This window comes from Bradyrhizobium cedriense, from assembly GCF_054602315.1.
Genome location: NZ_JBTSWB010000004.1, coordinates 781174 through 805231 on the forward strand (window position 1 = coordinate 781174; position 24058 = coordinate 805231).

Below are 24058 nucleotides of genomic sequence, written 5' to 3' on the forward strand. Positions count from 1 at the left end.
TGAAATGACGGTGATCGAAACGGTCGAACAGTTGGAAGCCATCTATGGTGCCACCAATGATGCCTCGACCGTGAAAGTCGCCGACCACGTCACGCCGCTCTACCGAATCTTCATCGAAAAGGCGCCGTTCGCCGCGCTCGCCACCATCGGGCCCGAAGGCATCGATTGCTCGCCACGCGGCGATCTCCCCGGTTTCGTGCGCGTTCACGACCCCAAGACGCTGATGCTGCCGGACCGACGCGGCAACAACCGGGTGGATTCCTTGCGCAACATCGTGCGCGACCCCAGGGTGTCGCTGATGTTCCTGATCCCCGGCTCTGGCAATGCGGTCCGCGCCAACGGCCGCGCTTATCTCTCGGTCGATCCGGAGCTGCTTGGCTCGTTCAAGGTCGAAGGCAAGGCGCCGCGCAGCGTGATGGTGATGAGCGTCGAGGAAATCTACTTCCAGTGCGCTCGCGCCATCGTCCGTTCCGACCTCTGGAATCCCGACAAACGCATCGATCCGAAGAGTTTGCCGACGCCCGGCCAGATCCTTGCCGAGATGAGCGAAAACAGGGTCGGCGGAGCGGAGTACGACCGCATCTGGCCGGAACGGGCTGCTGCGACGATGTGGTGAGTCTTCTTGCCCTCTCCCCTTGCGGGAGAGGGTGGCTCGCGGCGAGACGGGTGAGGGGTATCTTTCCTCACGAAAACGTTGCACGTGGATAGATACCCCTCATCCGGCGCTTCGCGCCACCTTCTCCCACAAGGGGAGAAGGGAAGAAGAGATCGCGGCTTCGACTCTAGTTAAACGCCATCCCGCCGCTCAAGGCCACGGTCTGCCCGGTCATGTACGCGTTGTCGACCAGCAGCATCACGGCTTTCGCCACCTCCTCCGCCGTGCCGAAGCGGCCGAGCGGGATGCGGCTGACGAGCTGGGGCTGGCCGCTCATCATGTCGGTCTCGATCAGCGACGGCGCCACTGCATTAACCGTGATGCCCTCCTTCACCAGCCGCGCGGCATAACCTCGCGTGAGGCCTTCCATGCCGGCCTTGGACGCATTGTAGTGCGGGCCGATCGAGCCAGCGCCGCGTGCCGCGCCCGAGGAGATGTTGACGATGCGGCCCCACTTCCTGGTGCGCATCGAAGGCAGCACGGCCTGCGTGCACAGGAAGGCGGATTTCAGGTTGATCAGGATGGTGCGATCGAAATCGTCTTCGGTGAGATCGTCGATGCCGCGCGTGATGGCGATGCCGGCATTGTTGACGAGAATGTCGATCGGGCCGAGCCCGGCCGTGACGCGCTCGACCATTGCGGCTACGGCCTCGCGCTGCGAGACGTCAGCGGCAACGACGATGGCGCGGCCGCCTTGCTTGCCGATCTCGCCAGCCAGCTGCTCGGCCTGCCCGATACGCTCGCGACAATTGATCGCCACGGCAGCGCCTGCTTCGGCCAGCGCCCGACAGACGGCGGCGCCGATTCCGCGCGAGCCGCCGGTCACGAGCGCGATGCGCCCCTTTAGAGTCTCTGACATGAAAGCTCCGATCGATTCATGGACGGGCGGATCGTCGCCCGGCAGCCGTTGGCATTCAACTAACAAGGTCGCTACAGGACATCAGCTCCTGCGGCGCGCCCTTGTGCGCGCCGCTTTCTTTGCAGCGGCGGAGCGGACCTTGGCGCCCTTGGTGCGGCTCGCCTTGCGCGCGGCGGTGGAGCGTGACGCCGCGGTTCGCCGGCTTGCGGCGCGCTTGCCCTGCTTTGACAACGCACTGCGCGACGCGGTCGAGCGCGGCTCCTTCTTCAGGACGATCTCGACCGCACGCGAGACGCGCGGGCGACGCTTGGGCGTGCGTTTGCCCTGGCCCACCTCATAAGCGTATTTGGCGCTGCGGCGGGTCGACTTCTTGGTGCGCCCCTTGCGCGGCGGCGGCAGATCGACGCCCGCGCGGCGCGCCTCGGACAGGCCGATCGCAATCGCTTGCTTCGTCGAGCGCGCGCCGTGCTTGCCCTTCCTGATCTTGTCGATCTCGTCCTTGACGAATTCGCCGGCCTGTGTGCTTGCCGATTTGCCGGCGCGCTTGTCCTGCTTCGCTTTGCGAATGATTTCTTGTCTTGGCATGGGTCGAGTTCCCTCCGACAGCCATAGGGATATCCGACCGCAACGCATGACGTGGACGATTGATCCTTTTCAGTTCCGTAGGGCCACCAGCAGTTCATCAGGGCGCTCGGCCATGATCATGTGGCCGGCCCCGGGCACCACGACGGTCTTCGCATGCGGGATCGCGGCCGCAAGCGCCTTGCCGGCCTTCGCCGGCGTCATCATGTCCCGCTCGCCGAGAATGAGCGTCGTCGGCACCTTGATGCTCGCCGCGGCGGCAAGCGCATTCGCGTAGGCATTGCAGGCGGACAGATCCTTGAACAGCACGCCGGGCTCGCAAGCCTGAAGCACCGCCTGTGCGCCGCCATGCATCCACAGGCCCGGCGCGAGGCTGCCGCCGAGCTCGGCCTTGAAGCCGAGGCCCCAGATCGAGACCATGTCGTTTGCATCCTGCGAGTTGGCTTCTGCGGCCTTCAGCAGATCCGGGCCGACCGTCATGGTCGCAGCGGTGCCGATCAGGCTGAGCGCGGAGACCTTGTCCGGATGCCGCGCCGCCGTCTCCAGCGAGATCAGCGAGCCCATGGAATGGCCGATCAGATGCGTCTTCGTGGCGCCGGCTGCGTCCAGCAGCGCCGCCGTCCAATCGGCCATCTCCGCGATGCTGCCGAGTGAAGGCCCCGTGGAGCGGCCGTGGCCGGGCAGGTCGGGCGCGAGCACGGCAAAGCCGTGATGGGCGAACCAGCGCGTGTGCAGCGCCCAGGTGGAATGGTCGAAGCCGGCGCCGTGGATGAAGACGACCGCGGGCAGCGACTTGTCGAAGTCGCGGCCGCCGGTTGCGGCGAACACTTCAGTGCCGTTGACGGAAAGCTTCATGGCGTCAGACCTTTTGCGAGATGCGCAGTGCCTGCGCCAGATCGTCGATGATGTCGCTTGCCGTCTCGATGCCGACCGAGAGTCGCACCAGCTCTTCGCCGATGCCGGCGGCCTCGAGCTGTTCGGAATCCATCTGCTGATGCGTGGTCGAGGCCGGGTGGATCACCAGCGTCTTGGCATCGCCGACATTGGCGAGATGGCTGACCATGCGCAGCGCCTCGATGAATTTGCGCCCAGCAGGCCGGCCACCCTTGATGCCGAAGGAGACGATCGAGCCGGCGCCACGCGGCAGCAGCTGCCTGGCTAGCTGATAGTCGGGATGGTTCTCCAGCGAGGGATGCAGCACCCAGTCTACGGCTTTATTGGATTTCAGCGCCTCCAGCACGAGATGCGTGTTGTGCATGTGGCGGTCCATGCGCACCGGAAGCGTCTCCACGCCTTGCAGCAGCTGGAACGCATTGGTCGGCGACAGGCAGGCGCCGAAATCGCGCAAGCCCTCGGTGCGCGCGCGCATGATGAAGGCCGCCGTGCCGAACTGCTCGTCGAAGACGATGCCGTGATAGCCGCCATAGGGCTCGGTCAGCACGCCGAACTTGCCGGAGCCGCGCCAGTCGAAGCGGCCGCCGTCGACGATGGCGCCGCCGATCGCGATGCCATGGCCGCCGATCCATTTGGTTGCCGAATGCATGACGATGTCGGCGCCGAGTTCGATCGGCCGGCTGAGATAGGGCGTGGCAAAGGTGTTGTCGATCAAGAGCGGGACCTTGGCCTCGTGCGCGATCGCCGCGACCTTGGGAATGTCGAGCACCTCCAGCCCCGGATTGCCGATGGTCTCTCCGATCACGAGCTTCGTGTTCGGCCTGATCGCGGCGCGGAACGCGTCGAGGTCGCGCGGCTTCACGAAAGTGGTGGTGATCCCGAAGCGCGGCAGCGTGTGCGCGAGCAGGTTGATGGTGCCGCCATAGAGTGAGCTCGACGCCACGATGTGGTCGCCGGCATTGAGCAGCGTCGCGATGGCCAGATGCAGTGCCGCCATGCCGCTGGCGGTGCAGATCGCACCGACGCCGCCTTCCAGAGCCGCAAGCCGCTCCTCGAGAACTCCGGTGGTCGGATTGGAGATGCGCGTGTAGATGTGGCCGGCGCGCTCCAGGTTGAACAGCGCCGCGGCATGATCGGAATCCTGGAACACGTAGGACGTGGTCTGGTAGATCGGCACCGCGCGGGCGCCGGTCACGGGATCCGGATGCTGGCCCGCATGAAGGCTCAGGGTCTCGAAGGCAGGCGGTTTTGGCGCGGGCATGCATGGCCTCGTTGGTCAGTCGGCGATGGCGGCTCTTGTGCCACAAAACGGGGGACCACGTCAGCCCATTGACAGCGCCGTCTAGCCCCGGATCGCCTGCTCGATGGCGCGCGCCTCCCGCAACAAAATCTCCGCGACCTCCTGCTCGCGGCGGGGGCCGAGCCTGGTTCGAACGGCGGAGACCGTGATTGCAGCGGTGGGTTGTCCGTCCGGGGTCTTGATCCAGGTCGAGATCGATTTGGTGCCCTGAACGAGGCCGATTTCTCTCATGTTGTAACCCCGCCGCCGTGCTGCGGTGACCTGGCTCGTCACGGCACCCACGTCGGTCCGGTACGCTTCGAACCGCTTCTCGTTCGCTGCGACGATCTTTCGCGCGTCCTGCGCCGGCATTGCGGCAAGGATGGCGACTCCTGCGGAGGAAACGCCGAGCGGCCGGCGCGCGCCGATCTCGATCGACAGCACCTGGATCGGATAGACGCCGATCCGGCGATCGACGCACAGCGTGTCGTTACCGGTGCGCACCGTCAGGAACAGCGTGTCGCCGATCTCGGCGGACGCGCGCTGCAGCGACGGATTTGCGGCGACCAGCAGCCGCGAGGGCCGCGGCCGTGCCAGCGCCAGCTCCGGCACCTGGTTGCCGATGGCGTAGCGGCCGCTCTTGCCGTGCCGCTCGACGATGCCTTCCTCGATCAACACGTGGACGATGCGATGCACGGTCGGGCGGGTGAGGCCGGTCGCGCGCACCACGTCGGCCAATGGCACACCGTCTTCGCGACCGGCGGCAAGGATGCGCAGCACGGCGAGCGCGCGCCGGATCGCCTGCGCGCCCTGTCGCGGCTCAACCGCGCTGCGGGTGGATGTTACCGAACGCCTCTTGTCCATAATATGGACAAGAACGCCACAATTCACTCGACAGGGCAAGCGCGCATCTGGAGATTGCGCTCCGATCGGAATGCCATGCGAAACGTCAGGCATTCGACGTGAGTTGGAAGCGCCGCCGGGAGGTTAACATGAGATTAATCTGGATTGCCATAGCTGCCGTCACTGCGATGCTGGCGGGGCCGGCGTCGGGCCAGGAATGGCCGGCGCGTAACGTGAAGCTGATCGTGCCCTATCCGGCCGGCGGCAATGTCGACAGCGCCGCGCGCATCGTCGCCGACAAGCTCCAGGAAAAGCTCGGCCAGCCCTTCGTCATCGAGAACAAGGCCGGCGCCGGCGGCATGATCGCGGGCGAGGCCTTCGCGAAGTCGGCGCCCGACGGCTACACGCTGTTCGTCGGCGCCAACGGCCCGGTGCTGTTCGCGACCGAGATCAACAAGCGCGAGGCCTATAATTGGAAAAAGGACTTCATGCCGATCTCGACGATCTCGATGACGCCGCTGGTGCTCGAGGTTCATCCGTCGGTTCAGGCGACGAACTTCAAGGAGTTCATCGATCTCGCCAAGCGCGAGCCCGGCAAGCTGACCATGGCCTCGCCCGGTCCCGGCACCACCAACCATCTGCTCAGCGAGCTGATGCAGTCCAACCTCGGCCTGCAATGGGTCACCGCGCACTACCGCGGCAACGCGCCTGCGATCAACGATCTGCTCGGCGGTCAGGTGCAGTTCGCGTTCGACCAGCTCACGGTCAGCCTCCAGCACATCAAGGCAGGCCTGTTCCGCGCGCTCGCGGTCACCAGCCCGCACCGGCTGAAGTCGCTGCCTGATGTGCCGACCTTCGCCGAGCTCGGCTACAAGGATTTCGATGGCCAGACCTTTACGGGCCTGTTCGCGCCCGCGGGCACCCCGGCGCCCATCGTCGACAAGCTGCACGCGACGCTGGTCGCGATCCTGAAAGATCCCGCCGTGGTCGACAAGTTCGAGAAGCTCGGCGGCGAAGCCACGCCGATGACTCCGGAAGAATTCAAGGCCTATCTCGCGCGCGAGGACGCCAAGTGGATTCCGGTCGTGCGCAAGGCCAACATCAGGGCTGATTGATCGATGCGGATCGATCCTGCCGAGCTCGGCGCCGAGCGCATCTACCGGCTGATGACCGGCATCGTGGTGCCGCGGCCGATCGCCTGGGTGACGAGCCTGTCGCGAAGCGGCGTGCTCAACCTCGCGCCGTTCAGCGCCTTCACCTTCGTCTCGCAGAAGCCGCCGATGCTCGCCATCAGCGTCGGCCGCAAGGGCGCCGACTACAAGGACACCGCGCACAACATCCTCGACACCGAGGAATACGTCATCCATATCGCCGATACCCCGCTGATGTCCGCGGTGCATGACAGCTCCGTCGAGCATCCGCCTGAAGTCAGCGAGGTCGAGCATCTCGGACTCGAAACGCTGCCCTGCGACCTCATCAAGGTGCGGCGGCTCGCTGCCGCGCCGGTGGCGATGGAGTGCCGCTTTCGGCAGTGCCTCGAGTTCGGCGAGGCCCGCAGCCGGCTCATCGTCGGCGAGGTCGTGATGTTCCACCTGCGCGACGGCCTCGTGAACGACGGCAAGGTCGAGACCAGGACGCTCGACCCGATCGCCCGCATCGGCGGACCGCGCTACGCCAGCCTCGGCGAGATCGTGACGCTGAACTCCGTCTTCCAGACGCCCAAATCGACCGACTGAGCGCGCCGCGCCGGCGGCGCCGCGCCACCACTGGAGAACCATCATGCGACTCGCAAGCTATCTCTTGGACGGAGAGCCGCGCTACGGCGCGGTCGTCGAAGGCGGTGTCGTCGATCTGACGAAACGGATCGGCCGCGATTTTTCCGATGTGAAGGCGCTGATCGCGGCCAACGCGCTGCCCGACGCGCAGGAGGCGGTTGCCGGCGCCGCGCCGGACCATGCGCTGGAAAAGCTCGTCCTGCTGCCGCCGGTGCTGGCCCCGGAAAAGCTCTGGTGCATCGGCGTCAACTACGCCGAGCGCAACGCTGAATATAAAGACAGCTCGGACCTGCCCAAATATCCGAGCCTGTTCGTACGCAGCATGTCCTCGGTGACCGGCTCCGGCCAGCCGATCGAGAAGCCCAACGTCTCGGACCAGCTCGACTATGAAGGCGAGCTCGTCATCGTGATCGGGCAGGGCGGCCGCCACATCCCGCGCGAACAGGCGTGGTCGCACATCTTCGGCATGACCCTGTGCAACGAGGGCACGATCCGCGACTGGCTGCGTCACGGCAAGTTCAACGTCACGCAGGGCAAGAATTTCGACCGCTCCGGCAGCATCGGCCCGTGGGTCGTCACGGCGGACGAACTGGATCCGCGCGGGCCCCACGACATCATCACGCGCGTCAACGGCGAGGTCCGGCAGCAGGACACCACCGAGCGGCTGATGTTCCCGTTCGATGTCCTGATCTCCTATCTCTCGACGTTCGCGACGCTCAAGCCCGGCGACATGATCGTGACGGGCACGCCGACCGGCGCAGGCGCCCGCTTCGATCCGCCGCGCTGGCTGAAGGTCGGCGACGTCGTCGAAGTCGAGTCGAGCCGCATCGGCGTGCTGCGCAACACCGTGGCCGCGGAGAGCTAAGTCATGCTGGACGCTGCCACGATCGAACGCCTCGCCGCGCGCCTCGATGAAGCCGAGCGCACGAAATCGCTGATCCCGATGTTCTCGAAGGAGTACCCCGACTTCAGCATCGAGGACGCCTACGCGATCCAGCGCGCCTGGACCCGGCTTCAGCTCGGCCGCGGGCGCATCATCAAGGGCCACAAGATCGGCCTCACCTCGAAGGCGATGCAGAACGCGGTCGGCATCTCCGAGCCCGACTACGGCGTGTTGTTCGCCGACATGTTCTATGCCGATGCGACGCCGATCCCGTTCGAACGCTTCCACGCGCCGCGCATCGAGGTCGAGCTCGCCTTCGTGCTGAAGGCGCCGCTGCGCGGGCCCGACTGCACCATCTTCGACGTGCTCAACGCCACCGACTACGTCACACCCGCGCTGGAAATCCTGGAGACGCGCATGCATCGCGTCGATCCGGAGACGGGCAAGACGCGAAAAGTCATGGACACGATCTCGGACAACGCGGCCAATGCCGCGCTGGTGCTCGGCGGCCGTCCCTTCCGCCCGCTGGATGCAGACCTGCGCTGGATCGGCGCGCTCCTGTTCCGGAACGGCGAGGTCGAGGAGACCGGCCTTGCCGCCGGCGTGCTCAATCATCCCGCCAACGGCATCGCCTGGCTCGCCAACCGCCTCGCGCCGCACGACGAGCATCTCGCCGCCGGCGAAGTCGTGCTGGCGGGATCGTTCACGCGGCCGGTGGACATCCGCCGCGGCGACACCTTCCACGCCGATTACGGCGCCTTCGGCTCGGTGTCGTGCCAGTTCGTCTGAAGCAACAACAAGCAGGGAGCGCTCCATGACGGGTCAAACACGGCGCAAGAGCATCCACATCGGCGGCTTCAAGCACGTCAATCCGATTCCGAACGCCTGCCGCATCGGCAATCTCGTGATGTCGGGCGTCATCCTCGGCCGCGACCCCGCGACCAATACGATGCCCGAGAGTCTCGAGGCGCAGTGCGCCAACATGTTCGCGCACATGAAGGCCACGGTGGAGGCCGCGGGCGGCACCACGGACGACATCATCAAGATGACGGTGTGGCTGAAGGACCGGACGCAGCGCGGTCCCGTCAATGTCGAGTGGCTCAAGATGTTTCCGGACGAGCATTCGCGCCCGGCGCGCCACGCGCTGCCGATGGACAACATGGACGGCGGCGCGCTGGTGCAGTGCGACTTCACCGCCGTCATCGACTGAGGGAGTTTTGCGCATGCCGACCTATCTGCCGTTCGATCCCAACCCGCGCCGCCCCAGCAAGGCGCCGCCACCGAAGACCGTTGACAGCCAGTTTCACGTGCTGGGTCCCATCGACAAATACCCGGAGCGCCCCGGCGCCGCCTACCGCATGCCGACCGCGACCTGGGACGCGGCGCTGCGCATGCACAAGGCGCTCGGCATCGAACGTGGCATCATCGTGCAGACCACGACCTATGGCGCCGATCATGCCGTCGTGCTCGACGGCCTCGCCGCGATGGGTCCGAACTACCGCGGCTGTGCCAACGCGCTGGTGTTCGCCGAGGCGAACGACGCCTATCTTGCCAAGCTCCACGATGCCGGTGTGCGCGGCGCGCGCTTCAGCTTCCGCCAGGAGCTCGGCGCCGTGCTGTCCGATGCCGATTTCGCCCGGGCGATCGCGCGCATCCGCGAGCTCGGCTGGTACGTCAAGATCCAGCCGGAGAAGGACGGCATCATGTCGAGCGTTGCCAAGTACGAGAATCTCGACGTCCCCGTGCTGATCGACCACATGGCGCGCCCCGATCCCGAGGCCGGCAAGGCCGATCCGAACCTGCGCAAGATGCTGGAGCTGCTCAAGAGGGGCAATTTCTGGGTCATGCTCTCGCTCGGCGAGAAGACCTCGAAGACCGGGGCTCCCTACGACGACGTGATCCCGATCGCGCGCGCCTATATCGAGGCGGCCGTCGACCGCTGCGTCTGGGCCAGCGACTGGCCGCATCCGGTCTCGGTGAAGCAGCCGCCGAACGATGCCGACCTGCTCGAGCTGATGTACCGCTACGCGCCCGATCAGACTGAGCTGGAGAATATCCTGGTGCACAATCCGGCCAAGCTGTTCGGCTTTCCGGATTAGAAGGCTCCAGGCTTGCCACGAACGCGGTGCGCTCCCTCTCCCGCGTGCGGGAGAGGGTCGGGGTGAGGGCTCTGTCCTCTTGGGGGTTGTCCCATTGCGGAGACACCCTCTCCCCAGCCCTCCCCCGCAAGCGGGGGAGGGAGCGCACCTTCATCGCCGCAACAATCGGGCCCTCACACCGGTTGCTTCCCCAGCCGATCCCGCACCTCCGCCGCGATCTCGAACGAGCGCAGCCGCGCGGCGTGATCGTAGATCTGCCCCGTCGTCATCAACTCGTTCGCGCCGGTCTCGGCGATCAGCGCCTTCAGCTTCGCTTCGACCATATCCGGCGAGCCGACCGCGGAGCACGACAGCGACTGGCCGACGCCTGCCTTCTCCGCCGGCGACCACAGCGCGTCCATGTCGTCGACCGGCGGCGGCAGCGGGCCGGGCGTGCCGCGGCGCAGGTTGATGAATTGCTGCTGCAGCGAGGAGAACATCCGCTGTGCCTCCTCATCGCTGTCGGCCGCAAACACGTTGACGCCGATCATCGCATAGGGCTTGTCGAGCTGCGCCGAGGGCTCGAAGCGCGCGCGATATTCGCGCAGCGCCGGCATCATCATCTGCGGCGCGAAATGCGAGGCGAACGCAAAGGGCAGGCCGAGCATCGCGGCGAGCTGCGCACCGAAGGTGCTCGATCCCAGGATCCAGAGCGGCACCTTGGTCCCCATGCCGGGCACGGCGCGGATCGCCTGGTTCGGCTGCACGTCGCCGAGCAGCGCCTGCAATTCCAGCACGTCGTGCGGGAAATTCTCGGACGTGGTGGCGAGGTCGCGCCGCAGTGCCCGTGCCGTGAACTGGTCGGTGCCCGGCGCGCGGCCGAGTCCGAGATCGATCCGTCCGGGATAGAGTGATTCCAGCGTGCCGAACTGCTCGGCGATGACCAGCGGCGAATGGTTCGGCAGCATGATCCCGCCCGAGCCGACGCGGATCGTCTTCGTTCCGCCCGCGATGTGCCCGATCACCACCGACGTCGCCGCGCTCGCGATTCCCGTCATGTTGTGATGCTCGGCCAGCCAGAACCGCTTGTAGCCCCAGGCCTCGGCGTGCCGAGCGAGATCGAGCGAATTGCGGAATGCCTGCGCCGCATCGCCGCCTTGGCGGATGGGCGCGAGGTCGAGCACGGAGAAGGGGATCATGTGAGGGGACCTGACGTGACGGATCTACGCGGTACTGCGCGAGGGGACATGTAGTGTCAGGAAGACACCGTTGCTCGACCAGTTCGAGCAGCCCGCGTCCCCGTTCACAACACTGTTATTGCGACCTCTGGCGCCCTTGGTCGCAACTGGGCGTTTTGCGCCTGTTGTTGTAGCTTGCGGAAGCAACCGCAGGGTTGCCAGGAGGAACTGACATGACCACCGTCGTACTCAACCGCCGCAGCCTCCTCGCCGCCGGCGGCTCCGTCCTCGCTACCGGGGTCTTGGTATCAGGCGTGCCCGGCCTCCTGTTGCCCGCCCGCGCGAATGGACTCGCACCGACCCAGTCGATGTCCGGTGGGGCCAACAATTACCGCAGGGGCGCGGCGGTCGTGGATCGCATCGGAAAGGGCGGCTTCTGGATGAGCGGTACCGTGCGCCGTGCCGGCGACGGGGCGCCGCTTGCCGGGCAGCGCATCCAGATCTGGGCGCACACGGTCGAAGGGCAGGAGCATGAGCCGCAGAGCCATGGCGCCACGCTCACCGACAAGGACGGCAAGTTCCGGCTCGAGATGCCGCAGATCATTCCCATCTTCGGCCAGCCGCATGGTCACCTCGCCTATGACAGCGGTGAGTTCAAAACCGTGTTCCTGCGGCCGGTGATGCGGAGCGCCAAGGAAACCAGCCTCGAGGCGCATTTCGTGCTTCAGCCGGCCTGAGCTGACTTGCAAATGAAGGGATGGAGATCGGCCCGGGCGATCCTGATCTGGGTCGCCCTTGCCCTGGCCATTGGCGTGCCGATTGCCGCTGCTGCCGCAAGCGAGCAACTCGCATGGCGCGGCCCGGTCTACATCCTCGCCGGCTTCGCCGGGATCATCGCCCTCGGTCTCGTGCTCGCGCAGCCCCTGCTGATCGGCGGATATCTGCCGGGCCTGTCGGCCTATCGCGGACGGCGCGCCCACCACTGGATCGGCGGCGCGCTGGTGCTGGCCGTGGTGATCCACGTCGCCGGCCTCTGGTTCACCAGCCCGCCCGACATGATCGACGCCCTGACCTACGCATCGCCGACGCCGTTCTCCCCCTTCGGCGTGACCGCCATGTGGGCCATCTTCATCGTCGCGCTATTGGCTCTGCTGCGCAGGCGGTTGGGGCTGCGGCTGCGAACCTGGCGCATCGTCCACATTCCGCTCGCGATCGTCATCGTCGCAGGCAGCGTGGTGCATTGCCTGTTGATCGAGGGGACGATGGAGACGATCTCGAAAGCGGCGCTTTGCGCAGCTGTCCTCGCGGCGGCTGCGAAGGTGATGTCTGACCTTTGGCGACGGCGGACGCTGCGCGGCGAGAGTGTTGCGCGGCAGTAAACCGCGCGGAACTGACCGCGCGTTGCAGACCTCCATGTTCGAACACATCGAGCCTCACTCATTGAGCGGCGTCAGCGCCGGTGTACTCGACTTGCCGCAGATGGCGAGGGGGCGTATCTTTGCGCAATGGCCGCCAGCGCTCCCGATCTGAAGGCGTTCCTGCTCGCCACACCGTTCTTCGGCGGTCTCCCGGAGCCGAGCCTCGACCTCCTGATTTCAATGCTGGTCGAGCGCCGCTTCGATGCCGGAGCAACCGTCGTGGCGGAGGGCGAGCCGGGACGCTCGATGTTCATCGTCAAATCCGGCCGGCTGGCGGTGAGCAAGCGCGCGAACGCGGGCCGCGTCATCCCGCTTTCCGGCCTCGAGCGTGGTGATTTCTTCGGTGAAATGACGCTGATCGAAATGCAGAACCGCTCCGCCACGGTGGTCGCGGAGAGCCCGACCGAACTGTACGAGCTGACGGCCCAGAAGCTCTACGCCTGCTACAAGGCCGATATCCACGCCTATGTGATCGTCCTGCAGAACATCAACCGCGAGCTGTGCCGGCGGCTGCGACGGGCTGATGAGCGGTTCGCGGGACGTGCGGCGGATAACGACAATTGATCGCGCGCAGGATAGGTAGAGCACTCGCGAAACCCATCATGCCTCGTCATCGCCTGCAAGGGATCTGATGGGTTTCGCTTTCGCTCCTTGAGCTACAAGTCGCTCTACCCATCCTACGACCTACGGCGGACAAGTCGCACCCATCCCGCGCGCCGGCGCCCCGATACGGCTACAGCAACGCCATCGAGTGCAGCGAGTTTCTATGAAAGCCGAAGCCAACGATGCCGGAGAGAAGCAACGCAATCCCAGTCACGATCAGGAAACACGCGAACACTATCGGAGCCTCTGGTTCATCATCCACGGCAAAGATGATAATGGATAAAATTTTACCGACAATCGAAAGGAAGGATTAACCTTACCGGCAGCCGTCGGGCAAAACACCTTCTCCAACAAACCCCCGTCAATCCCCCTTCGCGAAAATTTTCCACTTTACCGAAATTCGGAATTACGGCATACTTCCCGCCATCCCGGCCCAGGGAGAGGGGCGATCGTACGTCGCAACGAACGTGGGCCGGGGTGCGGTGGACGCGGCAGCGTCGGGCACGCGAAGGTGGGGCCAGGGCGAGATGAACCTCGTGAGGTCTCACTCCGTGCGGACGGACGGCGCTTAAGTCCGGCGAAGCCCTTGGGCGGAGCCGGGCCGCTGCGTACGGCGAAAACGCGTGGTCCTGACCGTCGTTGCTACGGTCAAGCCTTGCGGAGATGCTTCTGAGGCCCAACCGGGTCGCGATGCATCGTCAATTCGCGAGGTGACGGAGGCCAGAAGGAACTCGGCTCCGGGGAGAGCGCGCATAAGCCGTCAAACCATCGCGCAGGGAAGGCCGGGTGTTTTCCGGCCCACCTGTCGTCCCGCTTGCGCATTTGCGTGTGCAAATTCTTCGCGCGGCGGATCACGGGTGCAAGCCGGCACCCGGCCTTCCCTGCTCCCTCTTCAAGGAAGAGGGTCAAGGAAACGAGCAAAACTCGGGCGCTTCGCGCCGCGAGAACGCTGCTTTATGTGTGAGCACGGGAATGACTGAGTGGTCTCGCTGCGCCGGGACACTTGAGGGTCAGCGGCGGGCGGCGGTGGCCGTTAGCTCCAGCCTGATGCCCGGGCCGAGATCGGCAACGCCGACGGCCGCACGCGCCGGCAGATGGTCCGCGGTGAAATAGCGCTTCCAAACCTGGTTGAGCGCCGTCTTGTCGGCGAGATCAGTCATGAAGATGGTCACCTGCAGAACGCAGGAAAGATCGGAGCCGGCCCCCTCCAGCAGGGTCTTCAACTGTCGAAATACATCGTCGGCCTGGCCTGCCATGTCGAGCCCCGCATCTTCAGGGACGATGCCGCCGAGATAGAGCACGCCGTTATGTTCGACGATCTCGTGGAGCAGTCCTTCGTAGGGTAGGGAACGTGTGATCACGATGGCATCCGTGAAAGTTGAGGGCTCGCTAGCCAGGCGCGAGGCTTGTTTCAATAAGGCTCGCTTCAATAGGGAAAGCTGGTGCTGCCAGACAGGATTGAACTGTCGACCTCTCCATTACCAATGGAGTGCTCTACCACTGAGCTACGGCAGCATGTGCTGGTGAAGAATCGAGCGCCCGAGGGGGCCGACCAAGCGGGCCGATATCTGCCACAAGCCCCCCTCCTGCGCAAGCTTGCCAGGCTGGTCAGGACGAGAAAATCGGGCCGATATCGGGGTCAGAATGCCCAGTTTGGCTCCAAACCACCGATTTTCCGCCAATCTCGGTTCCGATATAGCCCGGTCAACCGGGTAGTTGCCGGGTAGTTGCCGGGGACGCGGACTCGCTCCATTTCGCGTTTCGCACGATCGCGTCGCGTTGGCCTCTTGAGCTGCCACACTTCGGTGGCATCCTGTCGCCGATCCCGTAAATGGACCTTGGATGACTGATCAGAACGACAAGAGCGCGAGCCAGACGAGGGCGTCCCGGGACGATCGCCTGAAATCGGCGCTGCGCGAAAACCTGAAGCGGCGAAAGATGCAGGCCCGCGAACGCGCCGCAATCACCGACCCCTCGCAGAACGACGATGGTTCCCTAAATGAGGGGGCCGCCGGCAAGACCGGCAGTTGAAGGCGGACGACTGGAATTTGTGGAGTGCATGACGTGGCAATGGGGCAGGACGAACCGCAACGAACCGACCGTGACGCACAGCTGTCGCGATTCACACGCCCCGAACAGACTTTTCCGGCGCTGACGCCCGCCGAGATCGAACGTATCAGGCATTTCGGCGAAATCCGCACCTTCGCGGACGGCGAGTTGCTGTTCGAGACGGGCAAGCCCGGGCCCGGCATGTTCGTCGTGCTGAAGGGCCATGTCGCCATTACCCAGCGCGACGGGCTCGGCCACGTCACCCCGGTGATCGACCAGGGCCCAGGGCAATTTCTGGCCGAGCTCAGCCAGCTCTCCGGCCGGCCGGCGCTGGTCGACGGCCGCGCCGAGGGCGAGGTCGAGACGCTGTTGTTGCCGCCGGACCGGCTGCGTGCGCTGCTGGTCGCCGAGGCCGAGCTCGGCGAGCGCATCATGCGCGCGCTGATCCTGCGCCGGGTCAACCTGATCCAGGACGGCGCCGGTGGTCCCGTGCTGATCGGGCCGTCGAACTCCGCCGGGGTGGTGCGGTTGCAGGGATTCCTCACCCGCAACGGCCAGCCGCACCATCTGCTCGATCCCGATCGCGATCGCGATGCGGCCGAATTGATCGCGCGGTATTTGCCGAAGCCCGAAGACTGGCCGCTGGTCGTCACCGCCGATGGTGTGGTGCTGCGCAATCCCAACGAGACCGAGCTCGCGCGCGCCATCGGCATGATCGGCGGCGCGAAGGGTGACCGCATCTACGACGTTGCGGTCGTCGGCTGCGGACCCGCGGGGCTCGCCACCGCCGTGTATGCCGCGTCCGAAGGGCTGTCGGTCGCGGTGCTCGACACCCGCGCATTTGGCGGCCAGGCCGGCGCCAGCGCGCGCATCGAAAATTATCTCGGCTTTCCGACCGGCATTTCCGGTCAGGCACTGACCGCGCGCGCTTTCACCCAGGCCCAGAAGTTCGGCGCCGACATCATGATTCCGGTGACGGTGGAGTCGCTCGACTGCACGCGCAAGGACGGCGCGTTTTCGGTGTCGCTCGACGGCAGCGACCCCCTGCGCTCACGCGCGGTCGTGGTCGCGAGCGGCGCGCGCTATCGCCGGCCGGAGATCGAGAACCTCGACAAATTCGAGGGACGCGGCGTCTGGTACTGGGCCTCGCCCGTGGAAGCGAAGCTCTGTGCCGGCGAGGAGGTGGCGCTGGTCGGTGCCGGCAATTCGGCCGGCCAGGCGGCCGTGTTCCTGTCGGGTCATGCGAAGAAAGTGCTGATGATCATCCGCGGCGGTGGCCTCGGGGCCAGCATGTCGCGCTATCTCATCGAGCGCATCGAAGCGACGCCGAACATCGAATTGATGTTCAACACCGAGATCACGGCGCTCGAAGGCGACGAGGCCTCGCTGCTGCGGCGCATCCGCTGGAAGAGCCGGCTCTCGGACGACGAGGATGCTGCCGACATCCGCAATCTCTTCCTGTTCGTCGGCGCCGATCCCGCCACCGCCTGGCTCGACGGCTGTGGCGTCACGCTCGATCGCGGCGGCTTCGTCGTGACAGGTGCGCAGTCCGAGCAGAACCAGGGCAAGCTGGTGGCGCCGCTGGAGACCTCCGTGCCCGGCGTCTTTGCCGTCGGCGACGTCCGTTCCGGCTCGGTCAAGCGCGTCGGCGGCGCCATCGGCGAAGGCGCACAGGTCGTGGCGTCCCTGCACGGCTATCTCGGCGACGCCGCAAAACCGGCGCTCTAGGATCCGAAGGGCCGCGCGAGCGAAAAGTGTGGAGCGGCTTTCCGAAAGGATCGTGCGCGAGCAATAAGTCAAGGAGAAGACGAGGAGATGGTGAGCCAAATCCGGCTTGCCATTGCCGCCGCAACTGCCGACTATCCCCTCATCCTGAGGGCGCGCAGCGCGTCTCGAAGGATGAAGGCCCGGAATGACGGCCTGGGCCGCATGGTTCGCGCTGCGATGCGAAGCATCGTCCGCAGGGGCGCTGGCGCGCCTCCTCACCATGAGGATCGACATAGAACAAGTTTCAAAGGGAGGACCAAATGGCTGAAATCGTCGTGCTTTACAAAACGCCCAAGGACGCTGCCGCCTTCGACAAGTACTATGCCGAGACGCACATCCCGCTCGCCAAGAAACTTCCCGGGCTGAAGAAATACGCCGTCAGCAAGGGGGCGGTCGCATCTCCTGCAGGTCCTTCCGGGATCCATCTCGTCGCCATTCTCACCTTCGACAGCGTGGCCGACATTCAAGCGGCATTCGCCAGTCCGGAAGGCAAGGCGACCGGCGCCGACGTGCCGAAATTCGCCAGCGGCGGCGCTGACCTGCTGATCTTCGACACCAAGGAAGTGTGAGATACGCCGCATCGGCCCGCCGATCGCGGGCCGATGTTGCAACGCTGGATTCAACTTTCGTCGCAATCTGCTGTCATTCGAGACAGCGATGCAAAAAATTCAGCCACGCGTTTGCTAATTCGCACGGCGACGCATGGCTGCGCCTCCGCATGTGACGACAACGCAGGTGGCAATCCCATGAGGACCGTAATACTACTCTCATCATCTCAATGCGGAGAAGAGGAGAGATGTCATGGTCCTTGGGTTGAGTCTGCCCGCCCTTACGCTGATCCATGTCATCATCAGCCTGATCGCCATCGTCGCCGGCCTCGTCGTGATGTTCGGTCTGCTCGGCTCGAAGCCGATGCCGGGCCTCACCGCGATCTTCCTGCTGTTCACGATCCTCACCAGCGCCACAGGCTTCCTGTTTCCGTTCAAGGAGTTACTGCCCTCGCACATCATCGGCATCATCTCGCTGGTGCTGCTCGCGATCGCCTGCGTCGCGCTTTACGGCATGAAGCTCGCAGGCGTCTGGCGCCCGGTCTACATCGTGACCGCGATGATCTCGCTCTATTTCAACGTCTTCGTGCTGGTGATCCAGTCGTTCCTGAAGGTGCCGGCGCTGGCCGCGCTCGCGCCGGCGGTGCCGCCCGCACCGCCGTCCGGCCCCGTGTTCGCCGTGGTGCAGGGCATCGTGCTGGTGTTCTTCGTGGTGCTCACCGTCGGCGCCTGGCGCCGCTTCAAGCCAATGGCGTTTGCCTGATCACACCATTCTCAACGTCCCCGTTGATGCGAGGCGTCGCATTCGGGATCCCGCGCAAGTATCTGCGCATCATTGGCGCGTGCCTGCTCACGCGCAACGCAACTGAGCTTCACTGAAAGAGAGCGATCATGCCCACCATCACCACCAAAGACGGCGTCGAGATTTTCTACAAGGACTGGGGAAGTGGCCAGCCGATCGTGTTCAGCCATGGTTGGCCGTTGTCGGCCGATGACTGGGACGCGCAGATGATATACTTCGTGACGCGCGGCTACCGCGTCGTCGCGCATGATCGCCGCGGCCATGGCCGCTCGGCGCAGGTCGCCGATGGCCACGACATGGATCATTATGCCGACGATCTTGCCGCGCTCACCGCGCATCTCGACCTCAAGGACGCCATTCACGTCGGTCACTCCACCGGCGGCGGCGAGGTCGTGCACTACATCGCGCGCCACGGCGAGAGCCGCGTCGCGAAAGCGGCGATTCTCTCCGCGGTGCCGCCGCTGATGGTGCAGACCGCAGCCAATCCCGGCGGCCTGCCGAAGAGCGTGTTCGACGATCTCCAGAAGCAGCTCGCCGCCAGCCGCACGCAATTCTATCGCGACCTCCCCGCCGGCCCGTTCTATGGCTACAACCGTCCCGGCGCAAAGCCGTCGGAAGCGGTGATCCAGAACTGGTGGCGTCAGGGCATGATGGGCGGCGCGAAGGCGCATTACGACGGCATCGTCGCGTTCTCGCAGACCGACTTCACCGAGGACCTCAAGAAGATCAACGTGCCGGTGCTGGTCATGCACGGCGACGACGACCAGATCGTGCCCTACGCCGATTCCGCGCCGCTGTCGGCCAAGCTGCTCAAGAAGGGCACGCTGAAGACCTACAAGGGTTTTCCGCACGGCATGCCGACCACGCACGCCGAGACGATCAACGCGGACCTGCTGGCGTTCTTCAGGGAGTGAGAGACCTCACTTCAATATCGCCCGGATCGCGTCGAAGGTGCGCTTGACGAAAGCCTCCGGCTTTTCGCCCGCGCCTTCGCCGATCCAGCTCTCGCCGCCGACGCGCATGGCGCCGGCGGCGATCATGGCGACGAGCCGCGCCTTCGATCGGTCCGACTTGGTGCGTGCGCGCTGTGCCAGCCCTTCGGCCAGTGCGCGTTCGATCTTCTCGTATTTGAGCTGGTCGCGCGCCTGAAGCGCGGGATTGTCGCGCTTGAGCCGCGACATTGCCGCAGCTTCCGCAGGATCGAGCCGTTTGATCGCCGCCGCAATCGCATTCTCCGCCGCCGTCAGCATGGATTCTTCCGCGGGCCGGGCGACGATCCCGGCGACCAGAGCGCTTGCCGCGTTCTCCTGCCAGGCGGTGACCACGTCCTCCTTCGACGCGAAATAATGGAAGAAGCTGCGCCGCGACACGTCGGCTGCCGCCGCGATGTCGTCGATGGTCGTGGCCTCGAAGCCGCGTTCCAGGAACAGGGTCATCGCCGCGCGGGCCAGCCGCTCGCGGGTCTCCTGCCGCTTGCGCTGGCGCAGACCGGTGGCGGCAGGAGATTTTCCTCCTGCGGGCAATGACTTGACGCCTTTTCCGGCGACCTTCGAAGCCTTCAAATCGTTTCACCTCTTGCAAACTTGCACTCAGTGCACATTTAGACCGGTCGCGGGCCTTTTCCATCCCCGAAAGCCGCGGAGACATGCATGACCGAGTGGACCACGGCAGACATCCCCTCATTCAGCGGCAAGACCGCCGTCGTGACCGGGGCGACGGGCGGCCTCGGCTACGAGACGGCTATGGCGCTCGCGGGCGCCGGTGCCATCGTCATACTCACAGGGCGCGACGACGCAAAGGGTTTGCGGGCGATCGAGGGTATTTGCGAGCGATTTCCCGACGCTCTGATCGCCTATGAGCATCTCGACCTCGCAAGCCTTGCTTCCGTCGCCGATTTTGCCCGGCGCTTTGCCGCCGACAACGACCGGCTGGATCTCCTCGTCAACAATGCCGGTGTGATGGCGCTGCCGAAGCGGCAGCAGACGGAGGATGGCTTCGAGATGCAGCTCGGCACCAGCTATCTCGGTCATTATGCCCTGACGGCACGGCTGTTGCCCCAGCTTCGCCGCGCCGGCGCGCCTCGCATCGTCAATCTCTCGAGCCTCGCCCACCGCTCCGGTGCGATCAATTTCGACGATCTGCACGGCAAGCATTCCTATCGTCCGTGGCGCGCCTACTGCCAATCCAAGCTGGCGATGCTGATGTTTGCGCTGGAGCTGCAACGCCGCAGCCTCGCCGCCGGTTGGGGCCTGACGAGCGTTGCCGCCCATCCCGGCTACGCGCGGACCGACCTCATCGCCAACGGGCCGGGCACCAATACCGTCCAGGGGCGGGTCGGCCGGCTGCTCCAGCCCTGGATCAGCCAGTCCGCAGCCGAAGGCGCGCTGCCCACGCTGTTTGCGGCAACCTCTCCCCACGCCGAGCCCGGCGGCTATTACGGTCCAAACGGGTTCTACGAATTGAAGGGATCGCCTGGGCCGGCGCGGATCATGCCGCTGGCGACGGATCTCGCCGCTGCGGCCATGCTGTGGGATGCCTCGGCAACGCTGACGGGTGTATCCTTCGATGAAATCGCAGCCGCCGCATGAGCTGCGAGGCCGCCGGAGATATTTCGATGAATGTCATCATCTTCGGCGCGACCGGCATGGTGGGGCAGGGCGTTTTGCGCGAATGCCTGCTCGACCCCGGCATCGGTCATGTGCTCGTGGTCGGCCGCAGCCCGACAGGCGTGCGCAACGCCAAGCTCACGGAGATCATCCACGACGATTTCATGGACTATTCGGCGATCGAGTCGCAGCTGACCGGCTTCGATGCCTGCTTCTTCTGCCTCGGCGTCTCCTCGATCGGCATGAACGAGGAGCGCTATCGCCACCTCACCTATGATCTCACGCTCGCTGCTGCGACGACGCTGGCGCGGCTCAACCCGCAGATGATTCTCACCTATGTCACCGGCGCCGGCACCGATTCCACCGAGAAGGGCCCGCGAATGTGGGCGCGGATCAAGGGCAAGACCGAGAACGATCTCTTCAAGCTGCCGTTCAAGGCCGTCTACGCGTTCCGGCCCGGCGCGATCCAGCCTCTGCACGGCGCCCGGTCCAAGACCCCCTGGGTGCAGGCTGTCTATGCCGTGAGCGGGCCGCTCTGGTCGGTGCTGCGCCGGATTTCGCCGCGGCTCGTGACCTCGACCGAGCAGATCGGCCGCGCCATGATCCGCGTTGCCCGGGAGGGCTACCCGCGCAAGGTGCTGGAGATGGAGGATATCAATAGCCTCTAGAGCGTTTTCGAGCGAAGTGGACACCGGTTCGCGTCAAGAAAACGCGTCAAAAACCAGAATCTGGAGCCGCGTTCCGATTCCATCGGAACGGGAAAGGCTCTAGCCTGCCGGCCCGTTAGTTTGTGCGGAAATTTCGGCGCCTGTGCGCGTTGAGCCCTGTTCCCCCCAAGGAGAAGCTTCGGCGATGTCGCCCCAGCTCAAACTGATCGCGCTCGACGCCGATGACCTCGCCGTGATCTCGACCCATGTCCAGGACGCCCGAGTCCAGGCCTCCGACATCATCTGGCGGCAGAGCGAGAAGCGGCTCGTGGTCGGAATGAGCCGGCTGGACTGGGGGCAGACATTGGAGGGCGAGACCGAACCACGCCGGCTGGTCGCCGCGCTCCGTTTCGACCGTGTGCTCGCCTGCAAGTCGCGCAACATCGACCTCGCCGCACCGGACAAGGTGCTGGACCTCGTCGGCATTGAATTCCACCCCCAGGACGGGCGCACCGACGAGCCTGGCGGCAGCGCGCTGCTTCTGTTCGCCCAGGGCGGCGCCATCCGCCTGGACGTCGAATGCCTGGAATGCGAGCTGACCGATCTCGGGGCCGACCCGCTGGGAACGGGCATTGAGGCGGAGCAGTGACGTGGCCGGTATACCAGCCAAATGGGCTCAGGCCGTCGCCGGAGCGGCATCTTCCGAGGGTTGACGCAGCTTCCCGGCCGCGCCATTGAGCAGGGGACCTGGTGCGCCGATCCCGCCCCCGAAGACCAGCCGGAAGCCAAGCGAAACATGCCCGTTCGCCTCGACCGCAGCAGCGCCGATTTTGACCAGCGATTCGCCGCCTTCCTCGCCGCCAAGCGCGAGGCTTCGGCGGACGTCGAGGCCGCCGCGCGCGCGATCGTCGACGACGTGGCCAGGCGTGGCGATGCCGCCCTGCTCGAAGCCACGGCAAAGTTCGACCGACTGACGCTGGATGCATCGGGCTTGCGCGTCACCGCCGCCGAGATCGAGGCCGCCGTGAGGGCCTGCGATGCGGCGACGCTGGATGCGCTCAAGCTCGCGCGGGATCGCATCGAGACCTATCACCGCCGTCAGCTCCCGGAGGACGAGCGCTTCACCGATCCGCTCGGCGTCGAGCTCGGCTGGCGCTACACCGCGATCGAATCGGCCGGCCTCTACGTGCCCGGCGGCACCGCGGCCTATCCGTCATCGGTGCTGATGAACGCGGTGCCTGCGAAAGTCGCCGGGGTTTCGCGCCTCGTGATGGTGGTGCCCTCGCCGGACGGCAAGCTCAATCCGCTGGTGCTGGCCGCCGCGCATCTCGGCGGCGTCACCGAGATCTACCGTGTCGGCGGCGCGCAGGCCGTCGCCGCACTCGCGCACGGCACCGCGACCATCGCGCCGGTCGCAAAGATCGTCGGACCCGGCAACGCCTATGTCGCCGCCGCAAAGCGGCTGGTGTTCGGCAAGGTCGGTATCGACATGATCGCCGGCCCTTCGGAGGTGCTCGTCATCGCCGACGACACCGGCAATGCCGACTGGATTGCCGCCGACCTGTTGGCGCAGGCCGAGCACGACGCGAGCGCGCAGTCGATCCTGATCACGGACTCGGCACGTCTTGCCGCCGACGTCGAAAGGGCGGTCGAGGCACAGTTGAAGACGTTGCCGCGCGCAGCGATCGCGGGCGCGTCCTGGGCCGATTTCGGCGCCGTCATCATGGTGAAGAATCTGGCCGACGCGATCCCGCTCGCGGACGCCATCGCTGCCGAGCATCTGGAGATCATGACGGGTGATCCCGATGCGCTCGCCGCGAAGATCCGCAATGCCGGCGCGGTCTTCCTTGGGCCCCATACGCCCGAGGCGATCGGCGATTATGTCGGCGGCTCCAATCACGTGCTGCCGACGGCGCGCTCGGCGCGATTCTCCTCGGGCCTCTCGGTGCACGACTTCATCAAGCGCACCTCGATTCTGAAATGCGGGCCCGATCAATTGCGTGCGCTCGGCCCGGCCGCGATGACGCTCGGCAAAGCGGAGGGGCTGGACGCCCACTCGCGCTCGATTGGACTGCGCCTCAATCTGTCATGACAAAGCCGCCCGAACAGGACGACTCGACCAATCGCATCGTCGGCGTCACGCTCGACGAGGAGTCGATCGGCCGTTCCGGGCCGGACATCGAGCATGAACGGGCGATCGCGATCTATGATCTGATCGAGCAGAACCTGTTTGCGCCGGAAGGCGCGGACGGGAAGGGCCCGTTCACGCTGCATATCGGCATCACCGGCAACCGCCTGATGTTCGACATCCGCCGCGAGGACGGCACGCCCGTCGTCGCGCATCTGTTGTCGCTGACCCCGTTCCGGCGGATCGTGAAGGACTATTTCATGATCTGCGACAGCTACTACCAGGCAATCCGGACCGCGACGCCGGACAAGATCGAGGCCATCGACATGGGCCGCCGCGGCATCCATGACGAGGGCTCGCGCACGCTCCAGGAGCGGCTGAAGGGCAAGGTGCGGGTCGACTTCGAGACTTCGCGCCGGCTGTTCACGCTCATCACCGTCCTGCACTGGAAGGGTTAGGGCATG

At 65.5% G+C, this 24058-nt stretch carries 28 protein-coding genes and 1 tRNA gene; 20 read left to right on the forward strand and 9 right to left on the reverse strand.

Annotation, left to right across the window (positions count from 1 at the left end; all coding sequences use genetic code 11):
- The first annotated feature begins 4 nt into the window (after positions 1 to 4).
- Positions 5 to 616, forward strand: coding sequence for a pyridoxamine 5'-phosphate oxidase family protein (locus tag ACYCVF_RS20290; RefSeq protein ID WP_459599298.1), 612 nt, complete (start codon positions 5 to 7; stop codon positions 614 to 616).
- Between the two features lie 166 nt (positions 617 to 782).
- Here the strand turns inward: ACYCVF_RS20290 and ACYCVF_RS20295 are convergent, their stop codons facing one another.
- The 5 genes from ACYCVF_RS20295 to ACYCVF_RS20315 all read right to left on the reverse strand — a co-directional run bounded on the left by ACYCVF_RS20295 (position 783) and on the right by ACYCVF_RS20315 (position 5133).
- Entirely contained in the window at positions 783 to 1514 is a 732-nt protein-coding gene (locus ACYCVF_RS20295) for an SDR family NAD(P)-dependent oxidoreductase (protein WP_459599300.1), read from the reverse strand.
- Between the two features lie 81 nt (positions 1515 to 1595).
- Positions 1596 to 2099 carry a DUF6496 domain-containing protein gene (locus tag ACYCVF_RS20300; RefSeq protein WP_459606600.1) on the reverse strand — a complete coding sequence of 168 codons (504 nt, stop codon included), beginning with the start codon at positions 2097 to 2099 and terminating at the stop codon, positions 1596 to 1598.
- A 69-nt stretch (positions 2100 to 2168) separates the two neighbouring features.
- Positions 2169 to 2951, reverse strand: coding sequence for an alpha/beta fold hydrolase (locus tag ACYCVF_RS20305; RefSeq protein WP_459599303.1), 783 nt, complete (start codon positions 2949 to 2951; stop codon positions 2169 to 2171).
- Between the two features lie 4 nt (positions 2952 to 2955).
- Positions 2956 to 4251 carry an O-acetylhomoserine aminocarboxypropyltransferase gene (locus tag ACYCVF_RS20310; protein ID WP_459599305.1) on the reverse strand — a complete coding sequence of 432 codons (1296 nt, stop codon included), beginning with the start codon at positions 4249 to 4251 and terminating at the stop codon, positions 2956 to 2958.
- Between the two features lie 81 nt (positions 4252 to 4332).
- Positions 4333 to 5133 (reverse strand): IclR family transcriptional regulator, encoded by an 801-nt coding sequence (locus tag ACYCVF_RS20315; RefSeq protein WP_459599307.1) that lies wholly within the window; start codon positions 5131 to 5133, stop codon positions 4333 to 4335.
- A 128-nt stretch (positions 5134 to 5261) separates the two neighbouring features.
- Here ACYCVF_RS20315 and ACYCVF_RS20320 point away from each other — a divergent pair, with 128 nt between their 5' ends.
- Genes ACYCVF_RS20320 through ACYCVF_RS20345 form a run of 6 tightly spaced genes read left to right on the forward strand, consistent with a single transcriptional unit; the run spans position 5262 to position 9869 of the window.
- The gene (locus ACYCVF_RS20320) at positions 5262 to 6227 is read left to right on the forward strand and encodes a Bug family tripartite tricarboxylate transporter substrate binding protein (RefSeq protein WP_459599309.1); all 966 of its coding nucleotides are present in this window, start codon (positions 5262 to 5264) and stop codon (positions 6225 to 6227) included.
- Positions 6228 to 6230: 3 nt separating this feature from the next.
- On the forward strand, positions 6231 to 6848 hold the full coding sequence (locus ACYCVF_RS20325) for a flavin reductase family protein (protein ID WP_459599311.1): 618 nt from the start codon (positions 6231 to 6233) through the stop codon (positions 6846 to 6848).
- A 43-nt stretch (positions 6849 to 6891) separates the two neighbouring features.
- Positions 6892 to 7752 (forward strand): fumarylacetoacetate hydrolase family protein, encoded by an 861-nt coding sequence (locus ACYCVF_RS20330; RefSeq protein WP_459599313.1) that lies wholly within the window; start codon positions 6892 to 6894, stop codon positions 7750 to 7752.
- 3 nt (positions 7753 to 7755) lie between these two features.
- The gene (hpaH, locus tag ACYCVF_RS20335) at positions 7756 to 8559 is read left to right on the forward strand and encodes a 2-oxo-hept-4-ene-1,7-dioate hydratase (protein WP_459599315.1); all 804 of its coding nucleotides are present in this window, start codon (positions 7756 to 7758) and stop codon (positions 8557 to 8559) included.
- A gap of 25 nt (positions 8560 to 8584) precedes the next feature.
- The gene (locus ACYCVF_RS20340; RefSeq protein ID WP_459599317.1) at positions 8585 to 8980 is read left to right on the forward strand and encodes a RidA family protein; all 396 of its coding nucleotides are present in this window, start codon (positions 8585 to 8587) and stop codon (positions 8978 to 8980) included.
- A 13-nt stretch (positions 8981 to 8993) separates the two neighbouring features.
- Positions 8994 to 9869: an amidohydrolase family protein gene (locus tag ACYCVF_RS20345; protein WP_459599319.1), complete on the forward strand. Its 876-nt coding sequence runs from the start codon at positions 8994 to 8996 to the stop codon at positions 9867 to 9869.
- A 173-nt stretch (positions 9870 to 10042) separates the two neighbouring features.
- Here ACYCVF_RS20345 and ACYCVF_RS20350 read toward each other — a convergent pair whose 3' ends face one another.
- The gene (locus tag ACYCVF_RS20350; protein ID WP_459599321.1) at positions 10043 to 11047 is read right to left on the reverse strand and encodes an LLM class flavin-dependent oxidoreductase; all 1005 of its coding nucleotides are present in this window, start codon (positions 11045 to 11047) and stop codon (positions 10043 to 10045) included.
- A gap of 212 nt (positions 11048 to 11259) precedes the next feature.
- Between ACYCVF_RS20350 and ACYCVF_RS20355 the strand changes: the two genes are divergently transcribed.
- The 3 genes from ACYCVF_RS20355 to ACYCVF_RS20365 all read left to right on the forward strand — a co-directional run bounded on the left by ACYCVF_RS20355 (position 11260) and on the right by ACYCVF_RS20365 (position 13008).
- Positions 11260 to 11763: a Twin-arginine translocation pathway signal gene (locus ACYCVF_RS20355; protein ID WP_459599323.1), complete on the forward strand. Its 504-nt coding sequence runs from the start codon at positions 11260 to 11262 to the stop codon at positions 11761 to 11763.
- Positions 11764 to 11775: 12 nt separating this feature from the next.
- Positions 11776 to 12405, forward strand: a complete 630-nt coding sequence (locus ACYCVF_RS20360; RefSeq protein ID WP_459599325.1) for a ferric reductase-like transmembrane domain-containing protein — start codon at positions 11776 to 11778, stop codon at positions 12403 to 12405.
- A gap of 126 nt (positions 12406 to 12531) precedes the next feature.
- Entirely contained in the window at positions 12532 to 13008 is a 477-nt protein-coding gene (locus tag ACYCVF_RS20365; RefSeq protein WP_459599327.1) for a Crp/Fnr family transcriptional regulator, read from the forward strand.
- Positions 13009 to 14057: 1049 nt separating this feature from the next.
- On the opposite strand, the gene ACYCVF_RS20370 is transcribed toward ACYCVF_RS20365, so the two are convergent.
- Together ACYCVF_RS20370 and ACYCVF_RS20375 are read right to left on the reverse strand one after the other, a co-directional pair.
- Positions 14058 to 14408, reverse strand: a complete 351-nt coding sequence (locus ACYCVF_RS20370; protein WP_459599329.1) for a RidA family protein — start codon at positions 14406 to 14408, stop codon at positions 14058 to 14060.
- Positions 14409 to 14487: 79 nt separating this feature from the next.
- Positions 14488 to 14562: transfer RNA gene (locus ACYCVF_RS20375), tRNA-Thr, on the reverse strand.
- Positions 14563 to 14889: 327 nt separating this feature from the next.
- On the opposite strand from ACYCVF_RS20375, the gene ACYCVF_RS20380 reads away from it, so the two are divergent.
- The 5 genes from ACYCVF_RS20380 (at position 14890) to ACYCVF_RS20400 (ending at position 19127) form a co-directional block, all read left to right on the forward strand.
- Positions 14890 to 15078 (forward strand): hypothetical protein, encoded by a 189-nt coding sequence (locus ACYCVF_RS20380; RefSeq protein ID WP_459599331.1) that lies wholly within the window; start codon positions 14890 to 14892, stop codon positions 15076 to 15078.
- A gap of 39 nt (positions 15079 to 15117) precedes the next feature.
- Positions 15118 to 16824, forward strand: coding sequence for an FAD-dependent oxidoreductase (locus ACYCVF_RS20385; protein WP_459599702.1), 1707 nt, complete (start codon positions 15118 to 15120; stop codon positions 16822 to 16824).
- 299 nt (positions 16825 to 17123) lie between these two features.
- Positions 17124 to 17432 (forward strand): EthD family reductase, encoded by a 309-nt coding sequence (locus tag ACYCVF_RS20390; RefSeq protein WP_211413088.1) that lies wholly within the window; start codon positions 17124 to 17126, stop codon positions 17430 to 17432.
- Between the two features lie 232 nt (positions 17433 to 17664).
- The gene (locus ACYCVF_RS20395) at positions 17665 to 18174 is read left to right on the forward strand and encodes a hypothetical protein (RefSeq protein ID WP_459599333.1); all 510 of its coding nucleotides are present in this window, start codon (positions 17665 to 17667) and stop codon (positions 18172 to 18174) included.
- Positions 18175 to 18302: 128 nt separating this feature from the next.
- Complete coding sequence (locus ACYCVF_RS20400) at positions 18303 to 19127, forward strand: alpha/beta fold hydrolase (protein ID WP_459599335.1); 825 nt, start codon at positions 18303 to 18305, stop codon at positions 19125 to 19127.
- 6 nt (positions 19128 to 19133) lie between these two features.
- Here the strand turns inward: ACYCVF_RS20400 and ACYCVF_RS20405 are convergent, their stop codons facing one another.
- Positions 19134 to 19775, reverse strand: a complete 642-nt coding sequence (locus ACYCVF_RS20405; RefSeq protein WP_459599337.1) for a TetR/AcrR family transcriptional regulator — start codon at positions 19773 to 19775, stop codon at positions 19134 to 19136.
- Between the two features lie 87 nt (positions 19776 to 19862).
- Here ACYCVF_RS20405 and ACYCVF_RS20410 point away from each other — a divergent pair, with 87 nt between their 5' ends.
- The 5 genes from ACYCVF_RS20410 to ACYCVF_RS20430 all read left to right on the forward strand — a co-directional run bounded on the left by ACYCVF_RS20410 (position 19863) and on the right by ACYCVF_RS20430 (position 24052).
- Positions 19863 to 20801, forward strand: coding sequence for an SDR family oxidoreductase (locus ACYCVF_RS20410; RefSeq protein WP_459606601.1), 939 nt, complete (start codon positions 19863 to 19865; stop codon positions 20799 to 20801).
- A gap of 26 nt (positions 20802 to 20827) precedes the next feature.
- Positions 20828 to 21487 (forward strand): Rossmann-fold NAD(P)-binding domain-containing protein, encoded by a 660-nt coding sequence (locus tag ACYCVF_RS20415; RefSeq protein ID WP_459599341.1) that lies wholly within the window; start codon positions 20828 to 20830, stop codon positions 21485 to 21487.
- A gap of 184 nt (positions 21488 to 21671) precedes the next feature.
- A complete protein-coding gene (locus ACYCVF_RS20420; RefSeq protein ID WP_459599343.1) occupies positions 21672 to 22115 on the forward strand; it encodes a DUF2948 family protein in 444 nt (147 codons plus the stop codon).
- Between the two features lie 147 nt (positions 22116 to 22262).
- Positions 22263 to 23558 (forward strand): histidinol dehydrogenase, encoded by a 1296-nt coding sequence (gene hisD / locus ACYCVF_RS20425; protein WP_459599704.1) that lies wholly within the window; start codon positions 22263 to 22265, stop codon positions 23556 to 23558.
- Complete coding sequence (locus tag ACYCVF_RS20430; protein ID WP_061022060.1) at positions 23555 to 24052, forward strand: UPF0262 family protein; 498 nt, start codon at positions 23555 to 23557, stop codon at positions 24050 to 24052. The genes hisD and ACYCVF_RS20430 overlap by 4 nt, the downstream gene beginning before the upstream one ends.
- The last annotated feature ends 6 nt before the right edge of the window (positions 24053 to 24058 follow it).